This window comes from Nostoc sp. LPT, assembly GCF_017115165.1.
In the GTDB taxonomy this organism is placed as follows: Bacteria; Cyanobacteriota; Cyanobacteriia; order Cyanobacteriales; family Nostocaceae; genus Nostoc.
The window spans coordinates 22,749-41,748 of sequence record NZ_JABXKF010000137.1; the positions used below are offsets into that span (position 1 = coordinate 22,749).

Genomic DNA, 19,000 nt, shown 5'->3' on the forward strand with positions numbered 1-19,000 from the left:
TTTTTACCTCGCTTTACTAGGAATGCCGGAAAACACAAATAACTGCTGCTCTTTGGGTTGAGGTAAGTTTTCACCAAGGTATCGATGAAGACCTACACCCATGTCTCCTGTAGCAGTGAGTTTGAAGTTAACTTCCTCAAATCCAGATGCACTTAAAATTTTCCGCACATTGTCAGACAAGGGAATACCGTTGGAGTGTCCACGAGTCCAAATGACAAAAGCACCTGGTTTACTCAGAAAACTCAGGTTATCTAGTAAGCGATTGAGTTCAGCTTCCTGTGCCAGATTGCCAAAGACACCACACACAATCACGATATCTGCTGGTACTGCTCCGACATAGTTAGTGGCAAGAGTTGCATCACCATTGATAAACTCAATTTGCTTGGCTAAACCCAAAGACTCTATACTTGCTCGTCCACGCTCAACTAGATTTGAATTTATTTCAACCAGTCGTGCAGAAACATCCTTCGCACGGGGGTGGTTTTTTAAAGTTCCTAGTAAATCTCGTCCATCACCCGCACAAACACTCACTATTCGGATAGCGCCATCTGGTGAGGCATTCAAGCTATAAGCAATATATTCCTGCACGATTTCTAGACGCTGCTGCAATTTTGGCTCAGTGTCGTATAGGTCGTGCCATTCATACCAATCTTTTGGCATAAGGGGTGATTTCCATTTGATGCACACTATGCAACCATAAAATACGGTTAGTTTATCAAGTAACTGTAATTTATAGATGAAGGCAGATTATCATAGACACTCATATAAAATCAAGTCTTGTTCCGTATAATTACCTTCGATAGAGTATTGATACGTACTTACTTGTATAATAAATAGCTATAAAATAAAGATTAACCTGGTAAAAGAAAAAATGAATTTGCAGAATCTCAAGTGGACTAAAAATGTAAAACCTGCTGATGGTGGGTATGCCTACTCTGAATTCAAAGTTTCTGAACTATTCAAGTTAGCGTGGAAAGACGATGAAGCCAATGCCAATCGACCTCAAAGAAGTGATTTGATCTTGCTTCGGCAACACGGGTATGTTACACATCTGGTCAAAGTTTTAGATCACCAATCTGAACGTGAAGAGTGGCAAGGTGATTATAGTATCTACCGCATTGTTGAGGTGCTATGGGGGATTGATTGCAGTAACCCACCTGTAACAGCCAAGGCAGATGCTATATTTGATTATCCAGCAGTCCTTGCTTACCAGGGCGGCAATGCTATGAAGTTAGAGGATTTGTCAACGTTTAAGGAACATTGGGATACTCAAGGCGGACTTCTCGCTTTCCAGAAACTTCTCCAATCAAGACTTGCAGCTGTTTAACGTCTGATATAGCCTTCTCACTTGCTATAATTTAAGTGCAAAAACTATATGCCATACCATGAAATATCCTCTCCAGACAGAATCTAAGCCTGTTTCAGGCATTGCCGCCAAGAAACTGCTGGAAGCAATCGACTCTGGCGGGGCTGTGGTTAACGATCAGATGCTTGCCCTGGCTAAACGCCTTGCCATTCGCCGTCGCCGCAAAGCTCTGAAAAATGGCTAATTCCGGTAAATTTGATGGAGTTGACTTTTCTAAACTCGATATTGAGCTACTAACCCCTGAACTGCGGCAACTTGGTCAAGGGTTTCGCTGTGTTAGGGGAGAATTTGTCACTTATTGGAAACAGGGGCGAATCCAACGGGAAGTAGATTCCTATCTGTGTCAATGTTGGATGGTGAGGGTGGAAGATGCTCTAGCCGGCTATATTACGCTTCTGGCGGATAAGTTACAAGTGGAGGATGCGCTCTTGGCGCTATAAGGCTTGAAATATCGTACTTTTCCAGCTATTAAGATTGGGCTACTTGCGGTTGATCGACGCACAAAAGGGCTTGGAATGCGGCTGACGGAATGGGCAATTGATTATGTGATTACGGAAGTAGTGCCTGTTGTTGGGGTAAGATTCATTACAGTAGATGCACTCTACGATGCAGATGTTGAGCCAACTTATGATGCGTCTGGCTTCTACGTTAAGTTAGGATTTGAGTTTGCTGATCCTACTGAGTCTCTACCACCTATTAATCCATATCGCACAATGTATCTGGATCTGAAGCAATTGATAGAGGTGTTGGCTACAGAGGAAATGGATTAAGACTGGATATAGTCGCTGTGAATTAGCGAATGAACAAGTTACTCATAAATCTCGCACCAAGGGATCAATCAATTCATCAGGGATTCGGTTAGGTTCAATATAAGCATTAATTTCATCTTGATGATCGCTGTAATAACTCAACGCATCAAACACTTGTGCCAGGGTTAGGTGAGGCAAACCTTGGGGAATTTCTTCAGGAGAGACACCCATCCGCCAAGTTTGGGCGATCGCTCTCACAGATGTGCGAGTTCCCGTGATAATTGGCTCACCACCTAAAATATGTTCATCTTTGACAATATAAAGATGTTCTGTTGCTTGAACCATAACTGTAAATATCTTGAGAATTTTCCCAGACATTAATTGTACCGATTCTGTTGATAAGTTGTATCACATGACCAACCTATCATGTAGCCACAACCCTTGTTCTAGCTTGTGAGTGAGATTGAAGTTTTCTTTCTCCCCCTGCTGCTGGCTGTGATGCGATCGCATTCAATATAAGCATTAATTTCATCTTGGCGATCGCTGATTTCGTTTACCGATCAGGGATGATTCCATCTAATCCCAAACTACGGTTAATTTATCAATTAAATGTATTTAATGCCTGAAATCAGGGTATTATAAGAATTTATAAGAAATCAAGTCTTAATTCTTTTAGCTGGGTTGGAAATGCATTTAGTCCCGGTAGATAGACTTTATGAAACAGGCGTAACTATTTATTTTAACTAAGACCGCCATGAACCCTAGTTTTTTAACTGCCCATACTCCAACCACGATCACTATTGTTGGCGGAGGTTTTAGTGGTTCTCTAGTCGCTACCCATCTATTGAAAACTGCCAGTCAACCTCTCACCATTAAGCTAATTGAGCGCAGTAATCAAATTGGCAAGGGAATTGCCTACAGCACGGATACCAATTGTCATTTGCTGAATGTATCGGCAGGCAACGTGAGTGCATTTGCCCATGATCCGGGGCATTTGTTACGTTGGCTTCAGCACAACCGCGATGAGTTAACAGCATTTTTGCCCCAAGAAGTCAATGTCAGTACCTTCATACCTCGTAAGGTTTATGGTTTATACATTCAATCGGTTTTGGCAGAAGCAGAAGCCACAGCACCTAGTGATGTGCGACTAGAACGCTTGACCGATGAAGTGGTAGGTGTACAGCCTGAAGGAAAAGGTGCAATGATTTCTCTGCGTAGTGGTCGCTGTTTTGCCGCAGATAGAGTTGTGTTGGCATTGGGGAACTCACCTTCTGCACCCCCCGCCATTCAAAACCCAAATAGTAATGATGAAAGTTATCTGCGAAATGCTTGGTCAGCCGATGCCCTAGCAGACCTTGATGCTGATGCACCTGTGTTGCTGATTGGTACGGGACTGACGATGGTGGATATGGTTTTATCTCTGGGCGATCGCCAACATCGCGGCAAAATTTATGCTGTGTCCCGACGCGGATTATTTCCCCTCAAACATCAAGCGGCTCAACCTTATCCCTGCTTCTTGACCCCAGAAAATTCACCAAAAAGTGTACGCGGCTGGTTACGTCGGCTGCGTGCCGAGGTGGAAATTGCTGCTGCCCAAGGCTACGACTGGCGAGCAGTAATTGATTCTCTGCGTCCCATGATTCAGAAAATCTGGCAAAAACTACCGCTCGGCGAACAGCAACGTTTTTTGCGTCATCTTACACCCTATTGGGATGTGCATCGTCACCGCATTGCCCCAAAAGTGGCGGATGTTGTCACCCAAATGCTGGATTCTGCTCAACTCACTATTACCGCAGGGCGAATTCAGGAATATCAAGCTTTGCCGGAGGGTGTGGCAGTGACCATACACCAGCGCAAAAGCCAAACTAATCATATCTTGCACGTCAGCCGGGTGGTGAATTGTACAGGGGTAGCAGCAGATTATCGCCGATCGCCTCATCCTCTGATTACTAATTTGCGATCGCAGGGTTTAATTCGCCCCAATGCTATCGGTTTAGGATTAGATACAGATACCCACGGTGCTTTATATGCAGCAGACGGTAATGTTTCGACGCTGCTTTATACCTTGGGAACTCCCCGCAAGGGTGACTTGTGGGAAAGTATTGCTGTTCCAGAATTACGGGGACAGGCGCAGGAATTATCTAAGGCGTTGTTGCAGTCACTACCAGTGCGTGTGCGGACTATTCCGATGATGCCTTTGTTAAGCGATGGCGTTCCGCCCAGCGTAGCTGATGTCTACGACGGGCTACGCCTACGCAGTGCAGAGATACCCCAGTCAACTTTCCTATTTCGGCAATTTTTTGACCCTGAAACTAGTAGTTACACTTATTTAATTGCCGATCAGCAGACAGGAGATGCTGTTCTAGTCGATCCTGTATTAGAGCAAGTTGACCGCGATTTGCAATCATTAGATGAACTGGGATTAAAGCTACGCTACTGTCTAGAAACTCACCTTCATGCCGATCACATCACAGGAGCAGGCAAACTCAGGCAACAAACAGGCGCTCAGGTGATCGTTCCCCAGAATACTGCTGTGACAAAAGCCGATCGCTCCCTTGTCGGTGGCGAAATCCTAGAGGTGGGATCGGTAATCATCGAAACAATTTCCACCCCAGGTCACACCGCCAGTCACATAGCATATTTAGTGAACAAAACCCATCTGTTAACTGGTGATGCCTTATTTATTCGTGGTTGTGGACGCACAGATTTTCAGGGAGGCGATCCTGGAACTTTATACGATGTGGTGACACAACGCTTATTCACCTTGCCAGATGATACTTTGGTATATCCTGCCCATGACTATAAAGGACGCACAGTTTCCACCATTGGCGAAGAAAAGCGGCTTAATCCCAGATTTAGCGATCGCAGCTGTAGTCAATTCATTACCATCATGAATAATCTCAAATTGAGTTATCCCCAAAAGATGAATGCAGCTGTACCTGCGAATGAATACTGTGGTGATTTTATTCCTCAAGAAAGCTTAGACCAGGCTACGAGTTCGCCAACAGATGAAGAACAGAAACAAATAGAACTCACAGTCATGACTAATACAGAAATCTACAATGATTACTTTGCTATGTATATCTAAGATGAATTCTATTCAGGAGGCAGGAGGTCGAAGGCAGGAGGCAGGAGGAACCCACCCTTACTCATAGTGGGATTGATCTTGGACGCTTTATACTTCTCTGCGAGACGCTGGGCGTCTGGTGTATAATTCTTTCTTTAAACTAGGCTTTAAACCCTGCAACTTAAGTTTTAATTGATACTCCTAACCTCCTGCAAGAACTGCCTCCTAACTCCTGCCTTTTTGTAATAAATCTACCTTAGTCGAAACTTGTTAGCTTTCGGGTTAAATTATATCTTTTGAGCAATAGTTCTAGAATGTTAGATATTAGTTTAGTTAACATACGCCTATGTCACTCCAAGAAGTTAAAGAACAAGCTTTCAATTTGTCGCCCAATGAGCGACTAGCTCTGGTAAATTTCATTGTTGAATCACTCCAAGCTGAACTAAGTCTTTAAACAAACCAAACACAGACAGAACAAGCTTCTGTTTATATTCCTGGCAGTTATATCAAGGGTAAGTTACGTGCAGAACAAGAACGGACAGCTTTAATTAGTCGAATGCGCGGATTCTTGAAAACAGATAAATCTGCTCCTACAGATCCTGAAGTCCAAGATATATTAGAGGAACGACTGGTAGAAAAATATTTGCGATGATTTTAGTACACATCACCGCAAAAAGGGGTCGGAATTTTATTTTTTGTAGGTTGGGGAGCCAGTGCGTTGCGGAGCGAGTGTGGTCTTGGGGGTTTCCTCCATGAACAACTCGCGTTGGGGTTCCCCCCGTTGTAGCAACTGGCGTTTAAGGAACGAAACCCAACATTCCCGCCTCTGACATCAGTAATATTATGGTTCCAGTCGCGGCAATCTTATCCTTCCACCGACATTACATAAGCTTTACGCAAAGTGTTTCTTTAGAGAGGGATTACTACATAAATGCCGAATTAGGCTGTGCTTGCTGAACACTCTTCCAAGTCTTCCATCTCCAAAGCGACAGATGGATTTCTGTATGCCTTTACTTCGATCACATTTCCGCTCGGATCACTCAATAACATCTTCGCTTGCTCTGCGTTAGTACCCACGCCATAAACATTTGGCTTTACCTTGAACTGAACCCTCATTTTATTAAGGCTAAGAGCAAGAGCCTCCCAATCACGCCACGCCAAAATCGCCCCGAAGTGACGCACGCCATGTTCTCTCGCCGATAACACCTCAGAAGGTCGTTCGTGTAAAGTAATCTGGCCTTCAAAGAGAAATATGTCGATCCACTTGTCACGGACACGACCGACCCTAGCACCGAAGGTGGTAACATAAAACTTTTTAGCCTCTTCGAGGTCTTGGACGGGGAAGGCAAGATGAAAGATTGGGCGAAACATCACGAAAGTTCCTTCTGGTTAAATGGCTTGGAGTCTTTCCAGAAACTATCACCGAATATTGGCTATGTCAAAGGGTATTATACGTCTTTGAAAACTATTAAAACCTTACTATAACCGAACAATTCTTGGCAGGACGCAAGTAAATTTCAATTACTACCAACCCCACTGCCAGTTTGCAGGCTACATACATAGTGGACGCTAACACAGTTCCTTGCATTCCCTCTCTACTGGGTTTAGGAAGGGAAATTACCACATTAGGTTAAAATTTTTCCACCCAAGGTCGCAATTCCACTTCCCAAGTCCAAGCATTGCGAGGTTGGCTCAGAATGTTCAGGTAAGTTTGAGCGATCGCATCTGGATCGAGTAAACTATCTGGTTGATTATCTGGTTCTATCCGGGTAGCAGAACGAATTGCTCCATCAATCACAAAATGCGCCACATGGATATTCTGAGGAGCCAATTCACGGGCAATGCTTTGAGCCAAACCCCGTAAAGCAAATTTACCCATTGCAAACGGTGCAGACTGAGGATAACCCTTAACACTGGCGGAAGCACCTGTAAAAAAGATCGCTCCCCCACCCACAGCTAACTGACGTTTTGCCGCCGCTTGTGCTACTAAAAAACCACCATACGCAGTAATTTCTAGTGTTTTGGCAACATCGGCTGGGTCAAGTTCCACAAATGAACCCCGAACGCGCCAGCTAGGATTATACACAACCAATGTTGGTACTCCTAGTTTTTGTTCGACATCTGTAAATAGTTGTTCAACTTCATCTAGTTGAGAAGCATCAGCAGTAAAACTGACAGCTCCAATTTCATCAGACAATGCTTTGAGCTTATCAATTTGCCTTGCTGCTAAAGCAATAGTAAAGCCTTCTTTTGCCAATAAACAGGCTAGTGAAGCACTGAGTCCACTACCAGCCCCAACAATCAATGCAATATTTGTCATACCCTCAATTTCTCCCTTGTGATTTGAACCATAATTTGACCAAACGGTCACGAAATACTTCAAAAGCAGTTAGGACATTCCCCCTTTTCAAGGGTACATACAAAAAAACCAGTAAAGACATCAAGAATTGCAAAGGGTTAAAACAAAAGTAGAGCCAATAGCCAACATTGATTTAACAACCTCTGGCTCAATCTCTAAAGGCTTTAAACAAGTAATTTGATTCATCACTTCGAGCATACTATATTCTTTAATATTAAACCCTTCTTCATAAGCGAACTGTTTCACATGGTCGATGTTTTCAAAGTGATAATTATTAATAGCTCGACCTGAGACATTACTTGCAGTTCGATTTGTCAAAATGAGCAACAGAGATATTTTTGTAGTTAGCGCTCTTTTATTACTCACAAAAACATCGCCTTCATCATGATCCAGTTAGCGCAATACAAGGTTTAGTCCATCAACATCAAGAACTTCTCTGTGTGCTTGAGTCTCAGGCTCTTTCATACGAATTAGACAGCTAGGGCCTGTACCTTAAACGATATCTTATATTTTTAGTTGCATATTGTACAAATTCGAGTAAGTACCATTCACCGCGATTAACTCTTCATGCGTTCCTTGTTCATCAATTCCATTATCCGTTAACACTACAATTCTTTGTGCGTTTCTGACTGTTGACAGACGATGGGCTATAACTAGTGTTGTCCGGTTATCGGTTAACTTCTCCAATGAATCTTGAATGGCCTTTTCACTTTCATTATCTAGATTGCTCGTCGCTTCATCAAAAATGATAACGGGTGGATTTTTTAAGAAAGCGCGTGCAATACTCAACCTTTGCTTTTGGCCTCCTGATAATTTTACGCCATGCTGACCAATATCCGTATTGTAACCATCCAGTAATGTCATAATAAAATCATGGGCATTCGCTTTTTTGGCTGCTTCAATGATTTCTTCCTGGCTTGCCTCAAGCTTACCGTAGCGAATATTTTCTAAAACTGTCCCAGCAAACAAGTACACATCTTGTTGAACAATACCTATGTTCTTTCGTAATGAGCGTAAGCTGATATCTTTAATATTTTCACCATCGAGTAGTATTTCTCCATTGCTTACTTCATAAAAGCGGGGAATTAAGGAACATAGGGTTGTTTTACCAACACCTGAAGCCCCCACTAAGGCAACATATTCGCCAGCTTTTATACTCAAAGAGATGTTCTTTAATACATGGTCATAGTCTTCTTTATACTTGAAGATTACATCTTTTAATTCCACATTTCCTTGAACATGATTAAGTTCGATCGCATCTGCTGAATCTTGTATATCCGGCTCCACCTGCATAATGTGCATAAATCGGTCAAAGCCAGTGATACCTTCTTGATACAGTCTGGCAAAGTTAACAAATCTCCGAATTGGATCAATGAGGATGCCAATATATAACAAATAGGTCACTAAATCGGCTAAACCCAAAGAAGTATTTACAATAGCAACACCACCAAAGACAATCACTACAATAGTCATCAGTTGCGTAAAGACATTCATCCCCTCATGAAAGTAGGCTTCGCTCTTATAACCGTCTCGTCTGCTCTCAACAAAACGGGTGTTTGTGTATGCAAACTTCTTCTTTTCCCTTGTCTCGTTGGTAAACGATTGTACTACCCTAATACCTGCCAGCGTGTCTTCTACTTGTGCGTTAATATCACCAATTCTTTCCTTGCTTGTTCTTAGGGCAATATTCATTTTTTTATTGAAATATATGGCATAAACTATCATGATAGGAAAGAAAAGAAAGACAATTAAAGTCAGATTAACGTTAACAGTGATTAAAATAATAAAAGCACCGACAAACTTCACTAACCCGATGACAATATCTTCAGGACCATGATGATACAGTTCACTAATTGATTCCAAATCATTGGTGATACGGGTCATCAACTGACCTGTTTTTTGTTGATCATAAAAACGAAACGATAGCTTTAGATAATGGTCAAATAAGTCACGGCGCATATCACTTTCCATCATGGTTCCCATCATGTGTCCCCGATAGTCAACAAATGTGTTGCACAAAGCATGAACCACAACCAAAGTGAGCATGACTGTGCCGACTGTATATATTTGACCGAGCGCATTGGGTGCATTTACTTCCAAGACATTTTTGGTAATGTATCTTGCACACAAGGGAAGTAACAACGTAATTACTGAAACAATAAATGCACATACGATATCTGCAAAAAGCAATCCTAGATATGGCTTGTAATACGACAAGAATTTCTTGTTTCGAGAACCCATAAAGTTTTTCCTCAAACAGCTAAGGCTGCATTGTAATGGTGGACAAACAACGAAATCAGGCTGATATAATTTGTTAGTTTTTTCGCTAAGGTGATCAAAAATCAAAAAGTGACTATGTGATACTCACGACTCCAAAACAATGAGCGGCGTAGGGTATCCCTTCCCTAGCCGCTCAAAACAAAACGACCACAGACGAAAGATCCCTGTAGCCGCATAATTTCTTATGAATTAAACGGCCACGAGTGTGGCGTACACCCATGACCGAAAATGTTTCTTCCTAGTGCATGAACAAGTAGCGGTAGAACAAACGCACTGACGCATTTATATTGCACTCTGCGACAGCGTAATGCTACACACCTATTCCATAATCACTATTGGAGGCAATACACTCATACATCGATATGTAGCAAGGGTCTAACCACTAGCCACTGCGATATACACAGCGACGGGAAGACAACTAGAGAGCTACGAAACCGATACAATTACCGGATGCTCACAGGTACCTCAAATAGTTCAGCGACCGTTCACACGACCTGAAGGCACTCTTTTGGTTAAAAGGCTCACTCCACAAGCGAGCAGGCCACACTACATGGAGCAGCATTGGTCAGCTCATACATTTTGTAGATGAAAGCTGTCATCTTTGCGCCTCCTAAAGAATTTCAATCTTGTGTAGTATACAGTAACACGCAGATTATTAGAGGTCAAGTCAGTTAGGAGAATTTCAACCCTCTACCTGCTCTATCTCTACACCCGTTCCTTGGTCTAATTCTATGAACTTTGGCCCGGCGATCAGAACTACAATCATCATTAAAATACTCGTCACCATGATGATGCTGACTACGCTGGGATCTTCAAAATTACTTGTAGCTACTAATAATGCTGCGGCAAAATTACGTTGAGCTGTTCCTACTCCTAGCACTCGTTGGGTATCGATACCAGGGCCGCCCAAAAGATAACCTACGCTAAAAGAGAAGACTATGAAAACAGCACAAACTAAGATTGCACCTGTTTGTAATAAGCCAATGATATCGTTAGTGTGAACTATCAGCCTGACAACCAGACCTAAAAGTAATCCAGCATTAGATAATTTGAACAAAATCGGCTGGATAATGGGGGCGATCGCACTCAATTTTGCTTTGATGAATAACCCAATGATCAATGGGCTGACCATCATTAACAATAAGGGTTTGGCAATGTCCCAGGAGTTAATTTGTACACCTTCCACCACTAAGGGCAGTACAATCGGCATATAAAAAATTGTGCCCAGCATTAGCAACATCATTAATCCCACCGAGAAAGCTATATTGCCTTTGACTATGTGGGCAAGTTTAGGTAGTGCTGGAGGCCCTGATGCTACTGCCATGATCAGTAAGCCATCTCTGAGTGGTTCACTTAAATGTACTACTTGCAATAGTAAATATACAAAAAGTGGCACCAGCACAAAATTTGTCAGCAGCGATGATATGACTAAGCGAAGGTTGCGGAGTGGTTCCCAAATCTGTTGTACAGTTAGACTTAACCCTGCACCCAGCATGGTGAACACGATAAATGTGAAAAGTGCGAGTTTGTCGATTAGTGACAAGATTTCGTTCATGATTTTTTATCTCACGCAAAGGAGCAGAGGAGCGTAGGGGCGAGCGGAGGAGCATTGGTGTCAACTTAAGCTCAAATGTTTACCCAGTATACGTTTTACCCCACCCCCAACCCCTCCCCTTGGTAAGGGGAGGGGCGGTTTTGGCTTTAGACAAAACCGGGGTGGGGTGACACGGATCGCGATCGTAAGTGAGAAAACTGAATATCACGTCTTTACAAGGGTTTCGCGTTAAGTTGACACCAATGGCAAAGGAGCAGAGGGGCGCAGGAGAATAACCAATGCCCAATGCCCAATGCCCAATCCCCAGTCCCCAGTCCCCAATCCCCAGCCCCTATTACTTCAATTCCAGGGTAACTTGCTGTAAGTTGCCGGTGAATGCAAAAGGTGTTTGGTAAGTATCTACCGCAGGTGTGCCAGTATCTTGACCAACATCAAAGGTTTCATCTAAACCAAATCGGTAGCCTACAGTTTTATCAATGCGGCCTTCGGCAACCTGTTGATCATTAATCAAGAGCTTACCAGTACCACCTGCTCCCGGAGCGCCACCATCATAAGTAAAGTCAAATTTGATTTGGGATTTGCCGATCGCAATTGGTTGAGAAGATTGAATGATTGTGCGATCGCTATTTAATAAGTTGTAAGCAAAGGTAGGTTTACCTTCTTTCAAAAAGAAACTCCAACCCGCAAAACGTCCGCCTTGGGTGACTAAAACGCCTTCAGTACCAGATGAAGCAGCATCCACATCGGCAGTGATGCTAAAGGAGCGATTCTTAATATTGGGAGCGCTACCTTCGGGAATCCCTGCAACAGATGTGTAATAAGTAAAGCTATTGCGTCCTGTGATTAGGTTGGAACGGATTTTGACATCAAACCGTTGAAGTAAGCGATCGTCCAAGGGTAAAACTTTATATTTCTTTGCTTCCTTCAGAAATAGATTTTGTAGTTGCGCTAACTTGTCAGGGTTCTGCTTTGCTAAATCGTTGGCTTCACTGAAGTCTTTGGTAATATCGTATAGTTCCCAATTATCTTCATCAAAGGTGGTTTTGGAGACACGCTCCCAAGGTAAGCGTCCATGACGGGCGGCTGCTACCCAACCTTGATCGTAAATGCCACGATTGCCAAACATCTCAAAATACTGGGTTTTGTGATCGGATGGTACAGCAGGATTATCAAAGCTATAGACAAGGCTAGTACCTTCGATGGGTTGTTGTTTTACACCGTTGACAACCTCTGGTTCTTCAATCCCCACAGCTTCCAGAATTGTAGGCGCAATATCAATTACATGATGGAATTGGCTCCGCAGTCCACCACGATTTTTGATGCGATCGCCCCAAGCCACAACTAAACCATTGCGGGTTCCGCCGAAGTGAGAAGCAATTTGTTTTGTCCATTGGAAGGGGCTATCCACTGCCCAAGCCCAAGCTGCATGAAAATGATTGAAGGTTTTTGGCCCACCTAAATCATCTAAAGCCGCGAGAATTTCTTGAGGACTTTCTGCTACGCCATTAAAGACTTTTAATTCATTGATACTACCTGTTAAGCCGCCTTCAGCACTCGCACCATTATCGCCGGCGATGAAAAAGACTAAGGTGTTATCCAATTCACCCAGTTGATTGATCGTGTCAATGACTCTACCAATTTGTGCATCGGTATGGCTGAGGAAACCTGCAAATACTTCCGCCTGACGCGCATAAACTTTCTGCTCGGTGGGAGTGAGGGAATCCCAAGCCGGGAGTTCCGTCGGGCGAGGAGTCAGCTTAGTATCGGCGGGAATTACACCCAAGGCTAGCTGACAAGCAAAGATGTCTTCGCGTAATTTATCCCAACCTCGATCAAATTTACCCTTGTACTTGTCGATCCATTCCTTGGGCGCATGGTGTGGGGCATGGGTTGCGCCAGTGGCAAAGTAGGTAAAGAAGGGTTTATCTGGAGCGATCGCTTGTTGGGTGCGAATCCACTTAATCGCATGGTCTGCTAGATCAGGGGTAAGGTGATAATCAGGGCGATCGCTTGGTTTCTGAATATGTTGGGTATTTTCCACCAAGGCTGGACTCCATTGATTGGTATCACCGCCCAGAAATCCATAGAAGTACTCAAAACCTAAACCTGTCGGCCAGCGATCAAATGGGCCTGCTGCACTGGTTTCATAGTCTGGGGTATTGTGCCATTTGCCAAAGGCCGCCGTGTTATATCCATAGTCTCGCAATACTTCAGCGATCGTTGCCGCACTTCTAGGTAAAATCGCAGTATAACCTGGATACCCTGTGGCTAACTCCGTAACCACACCTGTACTCACAGAATGATGGTTGCGTCCCGTGAGCAATGCGGCTCTGGTAGGAGAGCAGAGTGCTGTAGTGTGGAATTGGTTATAACGCAATCCCCTTTCTGCTAGACGGTCTAAATTAGGCGTATCGATCAGACCGCCAAAGGTGCTGGTTTGTCCAAAACCGACATCATCAAGCAACACCAGCAAAACGTTTGGTGCATTTTCTGGAGCCTTAATGGGTTTGGGGAAGTCTGGTTCGGATTCTTTGTAAGTAATGCCAATTTTGCCTTGAAAAGATGGTTGGGGTAACGGCAATTTGTCGCCATAGTCCGCCCAAGCAGGTAGAGGTAAGAGACTAGAAAATATTAGCGTCAGGGCTGTCAAAAAGGCGATCGCACCAGAAGTTAACTTGAGAGATGCATACAAAGAATCTCTCTTGTGAGGATCAGTCAGTTGTGCCATTATTGTTTTTCATCAAAGGTAGTGTGCTGGAAACCAAATTTTTAACTAGCCGAAACCCGATATGAGTAGTTCCCGTATCCGGTGATTCTGATTCCCGCGCCGCCGGACGGAAGCGGCTACAGTAATTGGGAGCGCAGAGATATGATCCCCCCTTGATCACGTGTAACTTTGATTCATCGGGCTTTTTGGGATCAAAGCTTTGATTTAAGGCAATAGGATTAATTTGATGGGATTTGCGATCGTGTCCGACTTGAAAAAAATCAGTAGTCCATTCCCAAACATTGCCGGTCATATCATAGAGTCCATAACCATTGGGTGCAAAAGAACCGACGGGAGCAATGCCCAAGTGACCATCAGCTTTGGTGTTGAAAATGGGAAAAATTCCTTGCCAAGTGTTGGCTCTATGTTCAGAATATTCATTGCCCCAAGCATAGGTTGCACCATCCAAGCCACCACGGGCGGCGTATTCCCATTGGGCTTCGGTAGGTAAGGATTTTCCTGACCATTTGGCGTAGGCTAGGGCATCTTCGTAAGCTATGTGAACAACTGGGTAGTTGGATTTGCTAGCGATGCCTGCGGCGGGCTGCGCCAACGCACTGTCTGGGCCAAAGGGATGTTGCCAATTCGCACCAGTAGTCCAATGCCACCAACTCAGAAAGGAAACTTGCTTGACACCCGGTTTTGCCATCTCAAACACTAAGGAACCCGGTAATCGCTGCTCATCGGGTAAATCGGGAAACTGTTCTTGAGATAAGGGACGCTCTGCAACTGTCACATATCCTGTAGATTTGACAAATTCACCAAATTGTGCATTTTTTACCTCATATTTATCAATACAGAAGTTAGTCACCGTTACATCTCCAGGCGATCGCTCTTCCACAAAACTGGAATTATCAGACCCCATTTTGAACGTTCCTCCTGAAATCATCACCATACCTTGGGGACAGGGATTGACTGTGGCTGCTAATGCGGTTGTATTGATGAATAAGAGTGCGATCGCTATTCCCTGAATGAATATTAGTGTGAGAAAGCAATATTTTTTTTCATCTCTAATATTCTCACTTTTGCTATTTATAATTGAATGCCTGTAGTTCATCAATAAGCTTCAACTTTTCTGAAAATTTATATCATTTTGGATTTTAGATGAACAATCCCCCTTTTCGTTGTATTTTTCGGTAATCTATTTCTCGCATTACATTATTTATTGTCGAAAAATCTGTATTTTATAACAATAAATATTAAGAAAATTTTCAATCTTTGATACTATGCATAAACTGTTAACTCTAAACTCAGGCTAATTTACAATAAATATCTGAAATAAATTACCCAAATAAACGTAGACGCATTCGCAAAGCGTCTCGTCACAGGCTACCACAGAGATACAGAGAAATGAGAAGGAGAGAGTTTTTGAGCTATTTTTTTATTTGGAATTTCCTAAACTACTAAAAACCGATTAATTTACCGATGTTTTATCTAATATTGATAAATTACATCTTGTGAAAACATAAGTCAAGCACTATATATATTTAGCTACGAAAAAGCTTAACACCACCTCAGTGAGATATTGGTGTAGCCACAAAACCAGTTTTGATACACTTCTTAAACCCAGTTTTTTCGTAAAACTGGAGTACTTCCTTGGTTTGCCTTCCACTTAGGAGCATTACTTTGTAACAATTATGACTCCATGCAGATTGTAACGCATGATGCATCAGGGACTTTCCTACACCTTGGCGACGATAATCGGGATGAGTAATTACATTCTCAATTAGTCCATAGGGACGAGCGCCTCGCGTCAGATTAGGGACGATCACTAAAATACAAGAGGCAATTAAGTTTCCCTCCCAGTCTGCTACAAAGCAATTAATCTTGCGATCAGCTACGCTGGGCGGAACGCCATCGCTCAATATTTCGTTCCATATTTTCTCAATAGTTGATGCGTCAGGTAAGGGAGCATCCGTTGGGTTCAGATGTTTGTACAGGTCTAGCAGTGCTGATAATTCATCTTGCTGAACGCTGCGTATTGAAATATCCATAATTTATGTGAGGTTTTAAATTGCTTTGTAAACCCATATTTCAAACTTAGCCTCAGAGGAGAGATTAGTTTTTAAAGAGCCATAATGATTGATACAAAATTCTTCAAATTCATTTATTAATTGATGAAATATATCATCTGATACTCGCCAACATAAACCGTATGCTCGTGCTTTGAAAAAACTTATTAGCTCTTCAACCGTATTGCTAACTCTCCATTCTTTAGCTACGAAGTAATTTGATACGTAACCTTTTTGTTGTAAATATCCTTCTACATCTATCTTGTTTGTTGCTATATTAATGCTTGGTGATTTTTGCTTTGTTCCTTCATACTTAGATAGTATATCTCGAAAATATCCTTCAAATTCTCGTCTGGCTGGTGGGGTAATCCACTGACAATTGAGATAAAAGCCTCTAGACTTCAGTACTTGATCAATGTTGTCTAAAAATACTCTCCAATCAGAGACAGTATGGATCATGTGGACAGTCAATACAACATCAAAACTGTTGTCTGGAAAAGGTAATTGTGAAGCATCACCGTGAATCAGTTTCAGATTAGAAGGAGTGACATTTAATTTTTGACGGAACTGATCAAGCATTTCTTGGGAAGCATCAATTCCTGTCACAGAATAACCCCGTTTGACAAGAGGAATAACATTTAACCCTGTGCCAACACCTGGTTCTAAAAAAGAGGTTTCAGGCGTAGCACAAGTAAGCTTAAGAATAAAGTCGGCGACTTCCTCTGCAACTGATTCTGTTAGCCAGCGTGTTTGGTCATAGATTTGTGCAATATAGTCATAGTAGTTGGACTTTTTCATATCTCAGATGGGTGTGGAAGACTGAAAAGAATAAAGGTTTAAATTTAAACGCAACCAAGTAATCTACACTAACTTAGGCAGAGTATTCTGTTGACTCCAATCCTGAGAGATATATCGCACTACACTATCTGCTTGATTGGAATCAATTACATGGGTTGCGTAGCGTTTTAATTCTACAGTTGCATTGGCAACAGCGAGCGCACAATCGGCTATGCGAAACATTTCAATATCATTGTTATGATCCCCAAATACAATCAACTTCTTGCTACTCAATCCATAGGTTTCTTGTAGAGTAAGGATTGCTTGAGCTTTAGTTGCTTTATGACTATAAATTGTTAGCCAGTACCAGCCAGGAGAATAACTATTTTCAAAATGATAAGTTTCTATTCTATCACCATATCTTTCATGGATAGCGATTTCTAATTTAGAGATAATATCAGTATGGTTAATAATGGTAATACAAACGATTTGGTCGCGAAATGAATCGGTCAATTCAAAGAGCGATCGCAATCGTTTATCTTGATGAAACAATCGGTCATCAAGATACCACTGCATTCCTCCATTGATAATCTCGTTGTAATAACAGCAATCTTCTGAACCATTAAAACTGGAAATAAAAGGAACACATTTAAAACTACCAATTAACTGGTATATATCATCAACGATGTCTGGCTCAATGCTGTTGATAATCTCATGACGACCAGAAGTTAAATCAGAAATAAAAGCTCCATTGAACTCTACAATTGGCAGAGGTAGTTTTAAGCCATGCAAGGCTACACGCATAGAAACTACACTGCAGGCACTAGCTACTGTAAACAGCAGTCCTTCCTCCAATAGTTCCTGCAATTTTCTTTTACTAAACTCTGATAGAACCGCTTTGTTCGTGAGCAGAGTGCCATCTAAATCTGAAATATAGATTGTATTGTTCATCTTGAGATTCGTTAAGTTTTCTTATGTAGTAGCGAAATTATATTCGCCCAAAACTTTTCAAACGTCCTCTTAGTTCTTTGCTTGTCTCTGACTAAATATCAAACAGTTTTCCTCTCGGACGAAGTGCAAATTCAATAGAAGCGTGTTTTGATAAACTCCATATTGTGGCTTGATTTGCCGTAACTACAGGAATATTTAAATCTGCTTCTAATTCTTCGATTACTTCAAATGTTCTCCATGCCGTACAGGGCAACACAATAGCATCTGCACCTTTGTGAGATACCTCTTTGATGAAAGCTGCGGCTTCATCGGGTGACTGATACCAAAGGTAATTCTGTTTCGCTACTTCTTTTGGGCGTTCATCACCTTTAAACCCCACTATTTCAAAAGGTGCTTCATTCAAAAATGTTTTTAGGGTTTGGTTGTTCCATCCTGGATAAGGGGTGACTACAGAAATTTTCTTGACCTTGAGATGTATCAACGCTTCTAATAGAGCTAAAGCAGGCACAACAACAGGTACTCCTAGCACCTGCGTCAAACGTTGTTGTAGTTGTTCGGCAAAAACTCGCCCTCGGTAAAATGTTGCTGTTGTGAAGCCGTATGCTCCAAAATGTACCCCGGCTCTAGCTAATTTTTCTACTTCCTTAACAGCTTCTTCATTGATGTCATCCATTGATTCATAGTTCTCATAGGCATGTGAGCGTTGAGCAATCACGCGATGGCTATGAATACTGACTTGACTGGAAAAAGCACAGTGAAAGTCAGGCTCAAACGTCGTGTTACCTGCGGGTACTAGCAAGCCAAGACGGATCTGCCTACTAGAGTCAGCTTTCGAGTACATAATAATACCTCTTTTTGACAAGCCTGATTATGTCTAGATATTTATTTAGTTACACTAATAATTAGGTATGCATATTTTCATAAAGACTATATAATATTTAAAATACGCTAAATCGACCGACAAACTGTAATATATCATCTAACTGATGTAGATCCCTGCCAGTCAATTATTTAACTGCACTAATCAACACATCTCGCTTCTGTCTTATTGCTTTAGTTGGGGTTGTGCAATCTCAAATAGTCTGCATGTCACGATGATTACAAGGAAAAGATTTCA

18 protein-coding genes are annotated in these 19,000 nt (G+C 42.3%); 5 read left to right on the forward strand and 13 right to left on the reverse strand.

Annotated features, from left to right (window positions below; translation table 11 throughout):
• Positions 1-3: 3 nt before the first annotated feature.
• Entirely contained in the window at positions 4-660 is a 657-nt protein-coding gene (locus tag HWQ58_RS25575; RefSeq protein WP_292868994.1) for a class I SAM-dependent methyltransferase family protein, read from the reverse strand.
• Positions 661-871: 211 nt separating this feature from the next.
• Here HWQ58_RS25575 and HWQ58_RS25580 point away from each other — a divergent pair, with 211 nt between their 5' ends.
• Genes HWQ58_RS25580 through HWQ58_RS25595 form a run of 4 tightly spaced genes read left to right on the forward strand, consistent with a single transcriptional unit; the run spans position 872 to position 2,136 of the window.
• On the forward strand, positions 872-1,327 hold the full coding sequence (locus tag HWQ58_RS25580; RefSeq protein WP_292868997.1) for a hypothetical protein: 456 nt from the start codon (positions 872-874) through the stop codon (positions 1,325-1,327).
• 58 nt (positions 1,328-1,385) lie between these two features.
• Complete coding sequence (locus HWQ58_RS25585) at positions 1,386-1,550, forward strand: hypothetical protein (protein ID WP_292869000.1); 165 nt, start codon at positions 1,386-1,388, stop codon at positions 1,548-1,550.
• Positions 1,543-1,806 carry a hypothetical protein gene (locus tag HWQ58_RS25590; protein ID WP_292869003.1) on the forward strand — a complete coding sequence of 88 codons (264 nt, stop codon included), beginning with the start codon at positions 1,543-1,545 and terminating at the stop codon, positions 1,804-1,806. Before HWQ58_RS25585 ends, HWQ58_RS25590 begins: the two co-directional genes overlap by 8 nt.
• A gap of 3 nt (positions 1,807-1,809) precedes the next feature.
• Positions 1,810-2,136 (forward strand): hypothetical protein, encoded by a 327-nt coding sequence (locus tag HWQ58_RS25595; RefSeq protein ID WP_292869006.1) that lies wholly within the window; start codon positions 1,810-1,812, stop codon positions 2,134-2,136.
• A 42-nt stretch (positions 2,137-2,178) separates the two neighbouring features.
• Here the strand turns inward: HWQ58_RS25595 and HWQ58_RS25600 are convergent, their stop codons facing one another.
• A complete protein-coding gene (locus tag HWQ58_RS25600; RefSeq protein WP_292869009.1) occupies positions 2,179-2,460 on the reverse strand; it encodes a DUF433 domain-containing protein in 282 nt (93 codons plus the stop codon).
• A gap of 409 nt (positions 2,461-2,869) precedes the next feature.
• Here HWQ58_RS25600 and HWQ58_RS25605 point away from each other — a divergent pair, with 409 nt between their 5' ends.
• The gene (locus HWQ58_RS25605; protein ID WP_292869012.1) at positions 2,870-5,203 is read left to right on the forward strand and encodes an FAD/NAD(P)-binding protein; all 2,334 of its coding nucleotides are present in this window, start codon (positions 2,870-2,872) and stop codon (positions 5,201-5,203) included.
• Positions 5,204-6,121: 918 nt separating this feature from the next.
• Here HWQ58_RS25605 and HWQ58_RS25610 read toward each other — a convergent pair.
• The 11 genes from HWQ58_RS25610 to HWQ58_RS25660 form a co-directional block, all read right to left on the reverse strand.
• Positions 6,122-6,553 (reverse strand): VOC family protein, encoded by a 432-nt coding sequence (locus HWQ58_RS25610; protein WP_292869015.1) that lies wholly within the window; start codon positions 6,551-6,553, stop codon positions 6,122-6,124.
• Between the two features lie 259 nt (positions 6,554-6,812).
• Complete coding sequence (locus HWQ58_RS25615; RefSeq protein ID WP_292869018.1) at positions 6,813-7,502, reverse strand: SDR family NAD(P)-dependent oxidoreductase; 690 nt, start codon at positions 7,500-7,502, stop codon at positions 6,813-6,815.
• Between the two features lie 120 nt (positions 7,503-7,622).
• The gene (locus HWQ58_RS25620; protein ID WP_292869021.1) at positions 7,623-7,907 is read right to left on the reverse strand and encodes a hypothetical protein; all 285 of its coding nucleotides are present in this window, start codon (positions 7,905-7,907) and stop codon (positions 7,623-7,625) included.
• 138 nt (positions 7,908-8,045) lie between these two features.
• Complete coding sequence (locus tag HWQ58_RS25625; protein ID WP_292869024.1) at positions 8,046-9,782, reverse strand: ABC transporter ATP-binding protein; 1,737 nt, start codon at positions 9,780-9,782, stop codon at positions 8,046-8,048.
• A 721-nt stretch (positions 9,783-10,503) separates the two neighbouring features.
• The gene (locus HWQ58_RS25630; RefSeq protein ID WP_292774097.1) at positions 10,504-11,376 is read right to left on the reverse strand and encodes a bile acid:sodium symporter; all 873 of its coding nucleotides are present in this window, start codon (positions 11,374-11,376) and stop codon (positions 10,504-10,506) included.
• Between the two features lie 334 nt (positions 11,377-11,710).
• Positions 11,711-14,104, reverse strand: coding sequence for a sulfatase-like hydrolase/transferase (locus tag HWQ58_RS25635; RefSeq protein ID WP_292869027.1), 2,394 nt, complete (start codon positions 14,102-14,104; stop codon positions 11,711-11,713).
• Positions 14,088-15,008, reverse strand: a complete 921-nt coding sequence (locus HWQ58_RS25640) for a formylglycine-generating enzyme family protein (protein WP_292869030.1) — start codon at positions 15,006-15,008, stop codon at positions 14,088-14,090. The genes HWQ58_RS25635 and HWQ58_RS25640 overlap by 17 nt, the downstream gene beginning before the upstream one ends.
• A 649-nt stretch (positions 15,009-15,657) precedes the next feature.
• The gene (locus HWQ58_RS25645; RefSeq protein ID WP_292869033.1) at positions 15,658-16,137 is read right to left on the reverse strand and encodes a GNAT family N-acetyltransferase; all 480 of its coding nucleotides are present in this window, start codon (positions 16,135-16,137) and stop codon (positions 15,658-15,660) included.
• A 15-nt stretch (positions 16,138-16,152) separates the two neighbouring features.
• Complete coding sequence (locus HWQ58_RS25650; protein WP_292869036.1) at positions 16,153-16,953, reverse strand: class I SAM-dependent methyltransferase; 801 nt, start codon at positions 16,951-16,953, stop codon at positions 16,153-16,155.
• 63 nt (positions 16,954-17,016) lie between these two features.
• A complete protein-coding gene (locus HWQ58_RS25655) occupies positions 17,017-17,883 on the reverse strand; it encodes an HAD hydrolase family protein (protein ID WP_292869039.1) in 867 nt (288 codons plus the stop codon).
• Positions 17,884-17,974: 91 nt separating this feature from the next.
• On the reverse strand, positions 17,975-18,724 hold the full coding sequence (locus HWQ58_RS25660; protein WP_292869042.1) for an aspartate/glutamate racemase family protein: 750 nt from the start codon (positions 18,722-18,724) through the stop codon (positions 17,975-17,977).
• Positions 18,725-19,000: the final 276 nt, after the last annotated feature.

Coding starts and splice junctions, on each gene's coding strand:
- HWQ58_RS25635 (WP_292869027.1), bottom strand. CDS start 14,104: ATGGCACAACTGACTGATCCTCACAAGAGAGATTCTTTGTATGCATCT.
- HWQ58_RS25640 (WP_292869030.1), bottom strand. CDS start 15,008: ATGGGGTCTGATAATTCCAGTTTTGTGGAAGAGCGATCGCCTGGAGAT.
- HWQ58_RS25630 (WP_292774097.1), bottom strand. CDS start 11,376: ATGAACGAAATCTTGTCACTAATCGACAAACTCGCACTTTTCACATTT.
- HWQ58_RS25610 (WP_292869015.1), bottom strand. CDS start 6,553: ATGTTTCGCCCAATCTTTCATCTTGCCTTCCCCGTCCAAGACCTCGAA.
- HWQ58_RS25580 (WP_292868997.1), top strand. CDS start 872: ATGAATTTGCAGAATCTCAAGTGGACTAAAAATGTAAAACCTGCTGAT.
- HWQ58_RS25660 (WP_292869042.1), bottom strand. CDS start 18,724: ATGTACTCGAAAGCTGACTCTAGTAGGCAGATCCGTCTTGGCTTGCTA.
- HWQ58_RS25625 (WP_292869024.1), bottom strand. CDS start 9,782: ATGGGTTCTCGAAACAAGAAATTCTTGTCGTATTACAAGCCATATCTA.
- HWQ58_RS25645 (WP_292869033.1), bottom strand. CDS start 16,137: ATGGATATTTCAATACGCAGCGTTCAGCAAGATGAATTATCAGCACTG.
- HWQ58_RS25615 (WP_292869018.1), bottom strand. CDS start 7,502: ATGACAAATATTGCATTGATTGTTGGGGCTGGTAGTGGACTCAGTGCT.
- HWQ58_RS25575 (WP_292868994.1), bottom strand. CDS start 660: ATGCCAAAAGATTGGTATGAATGGCACGACCTATACGACACTGAGCCA.
- HWQ58_RS25590 (WP_292869003.1), top strand. CDS start 1,543: ATGGCTAATTCCGGTAAATTTGATGGAGTTGACTTTTCTAAACTCGAT.
- HWQ58_RS25600 (WP_292869009.1), bottom strand. CDS start 2,460: ATGGTTCAAGCAACAGAACATCTTTATATTGTCAAAGATGAACATATT.
- HWQ58_RS25585 (WP_292869000.1), top strand. CDS start 1,386: ATGAAATATCCTCTCCAGACAGAATCTAAGCCTGTTTCAGGCATTGCC.
- HWQ58_RS25650 (WP_292869036.1), bottom strand. CDS start 16,953: ATGAAAAAGTCCAACTACTATGACTATATTGCACAAATCTATGACCAA.
- HWQ58_RS25655 (WP_292869039.1), bottom strand. CDS start 17,883: ATGAACAATACAATCTATATTTCAGATTTAGATGGCACTCTGCTCACG.
- HWQ58_RS25605 (WP_292869012.1), top strand. CDS start 2,870: ATGAACCCTAGTTTTTTAACTGCCCATACTCCAACCACGATCACTATT.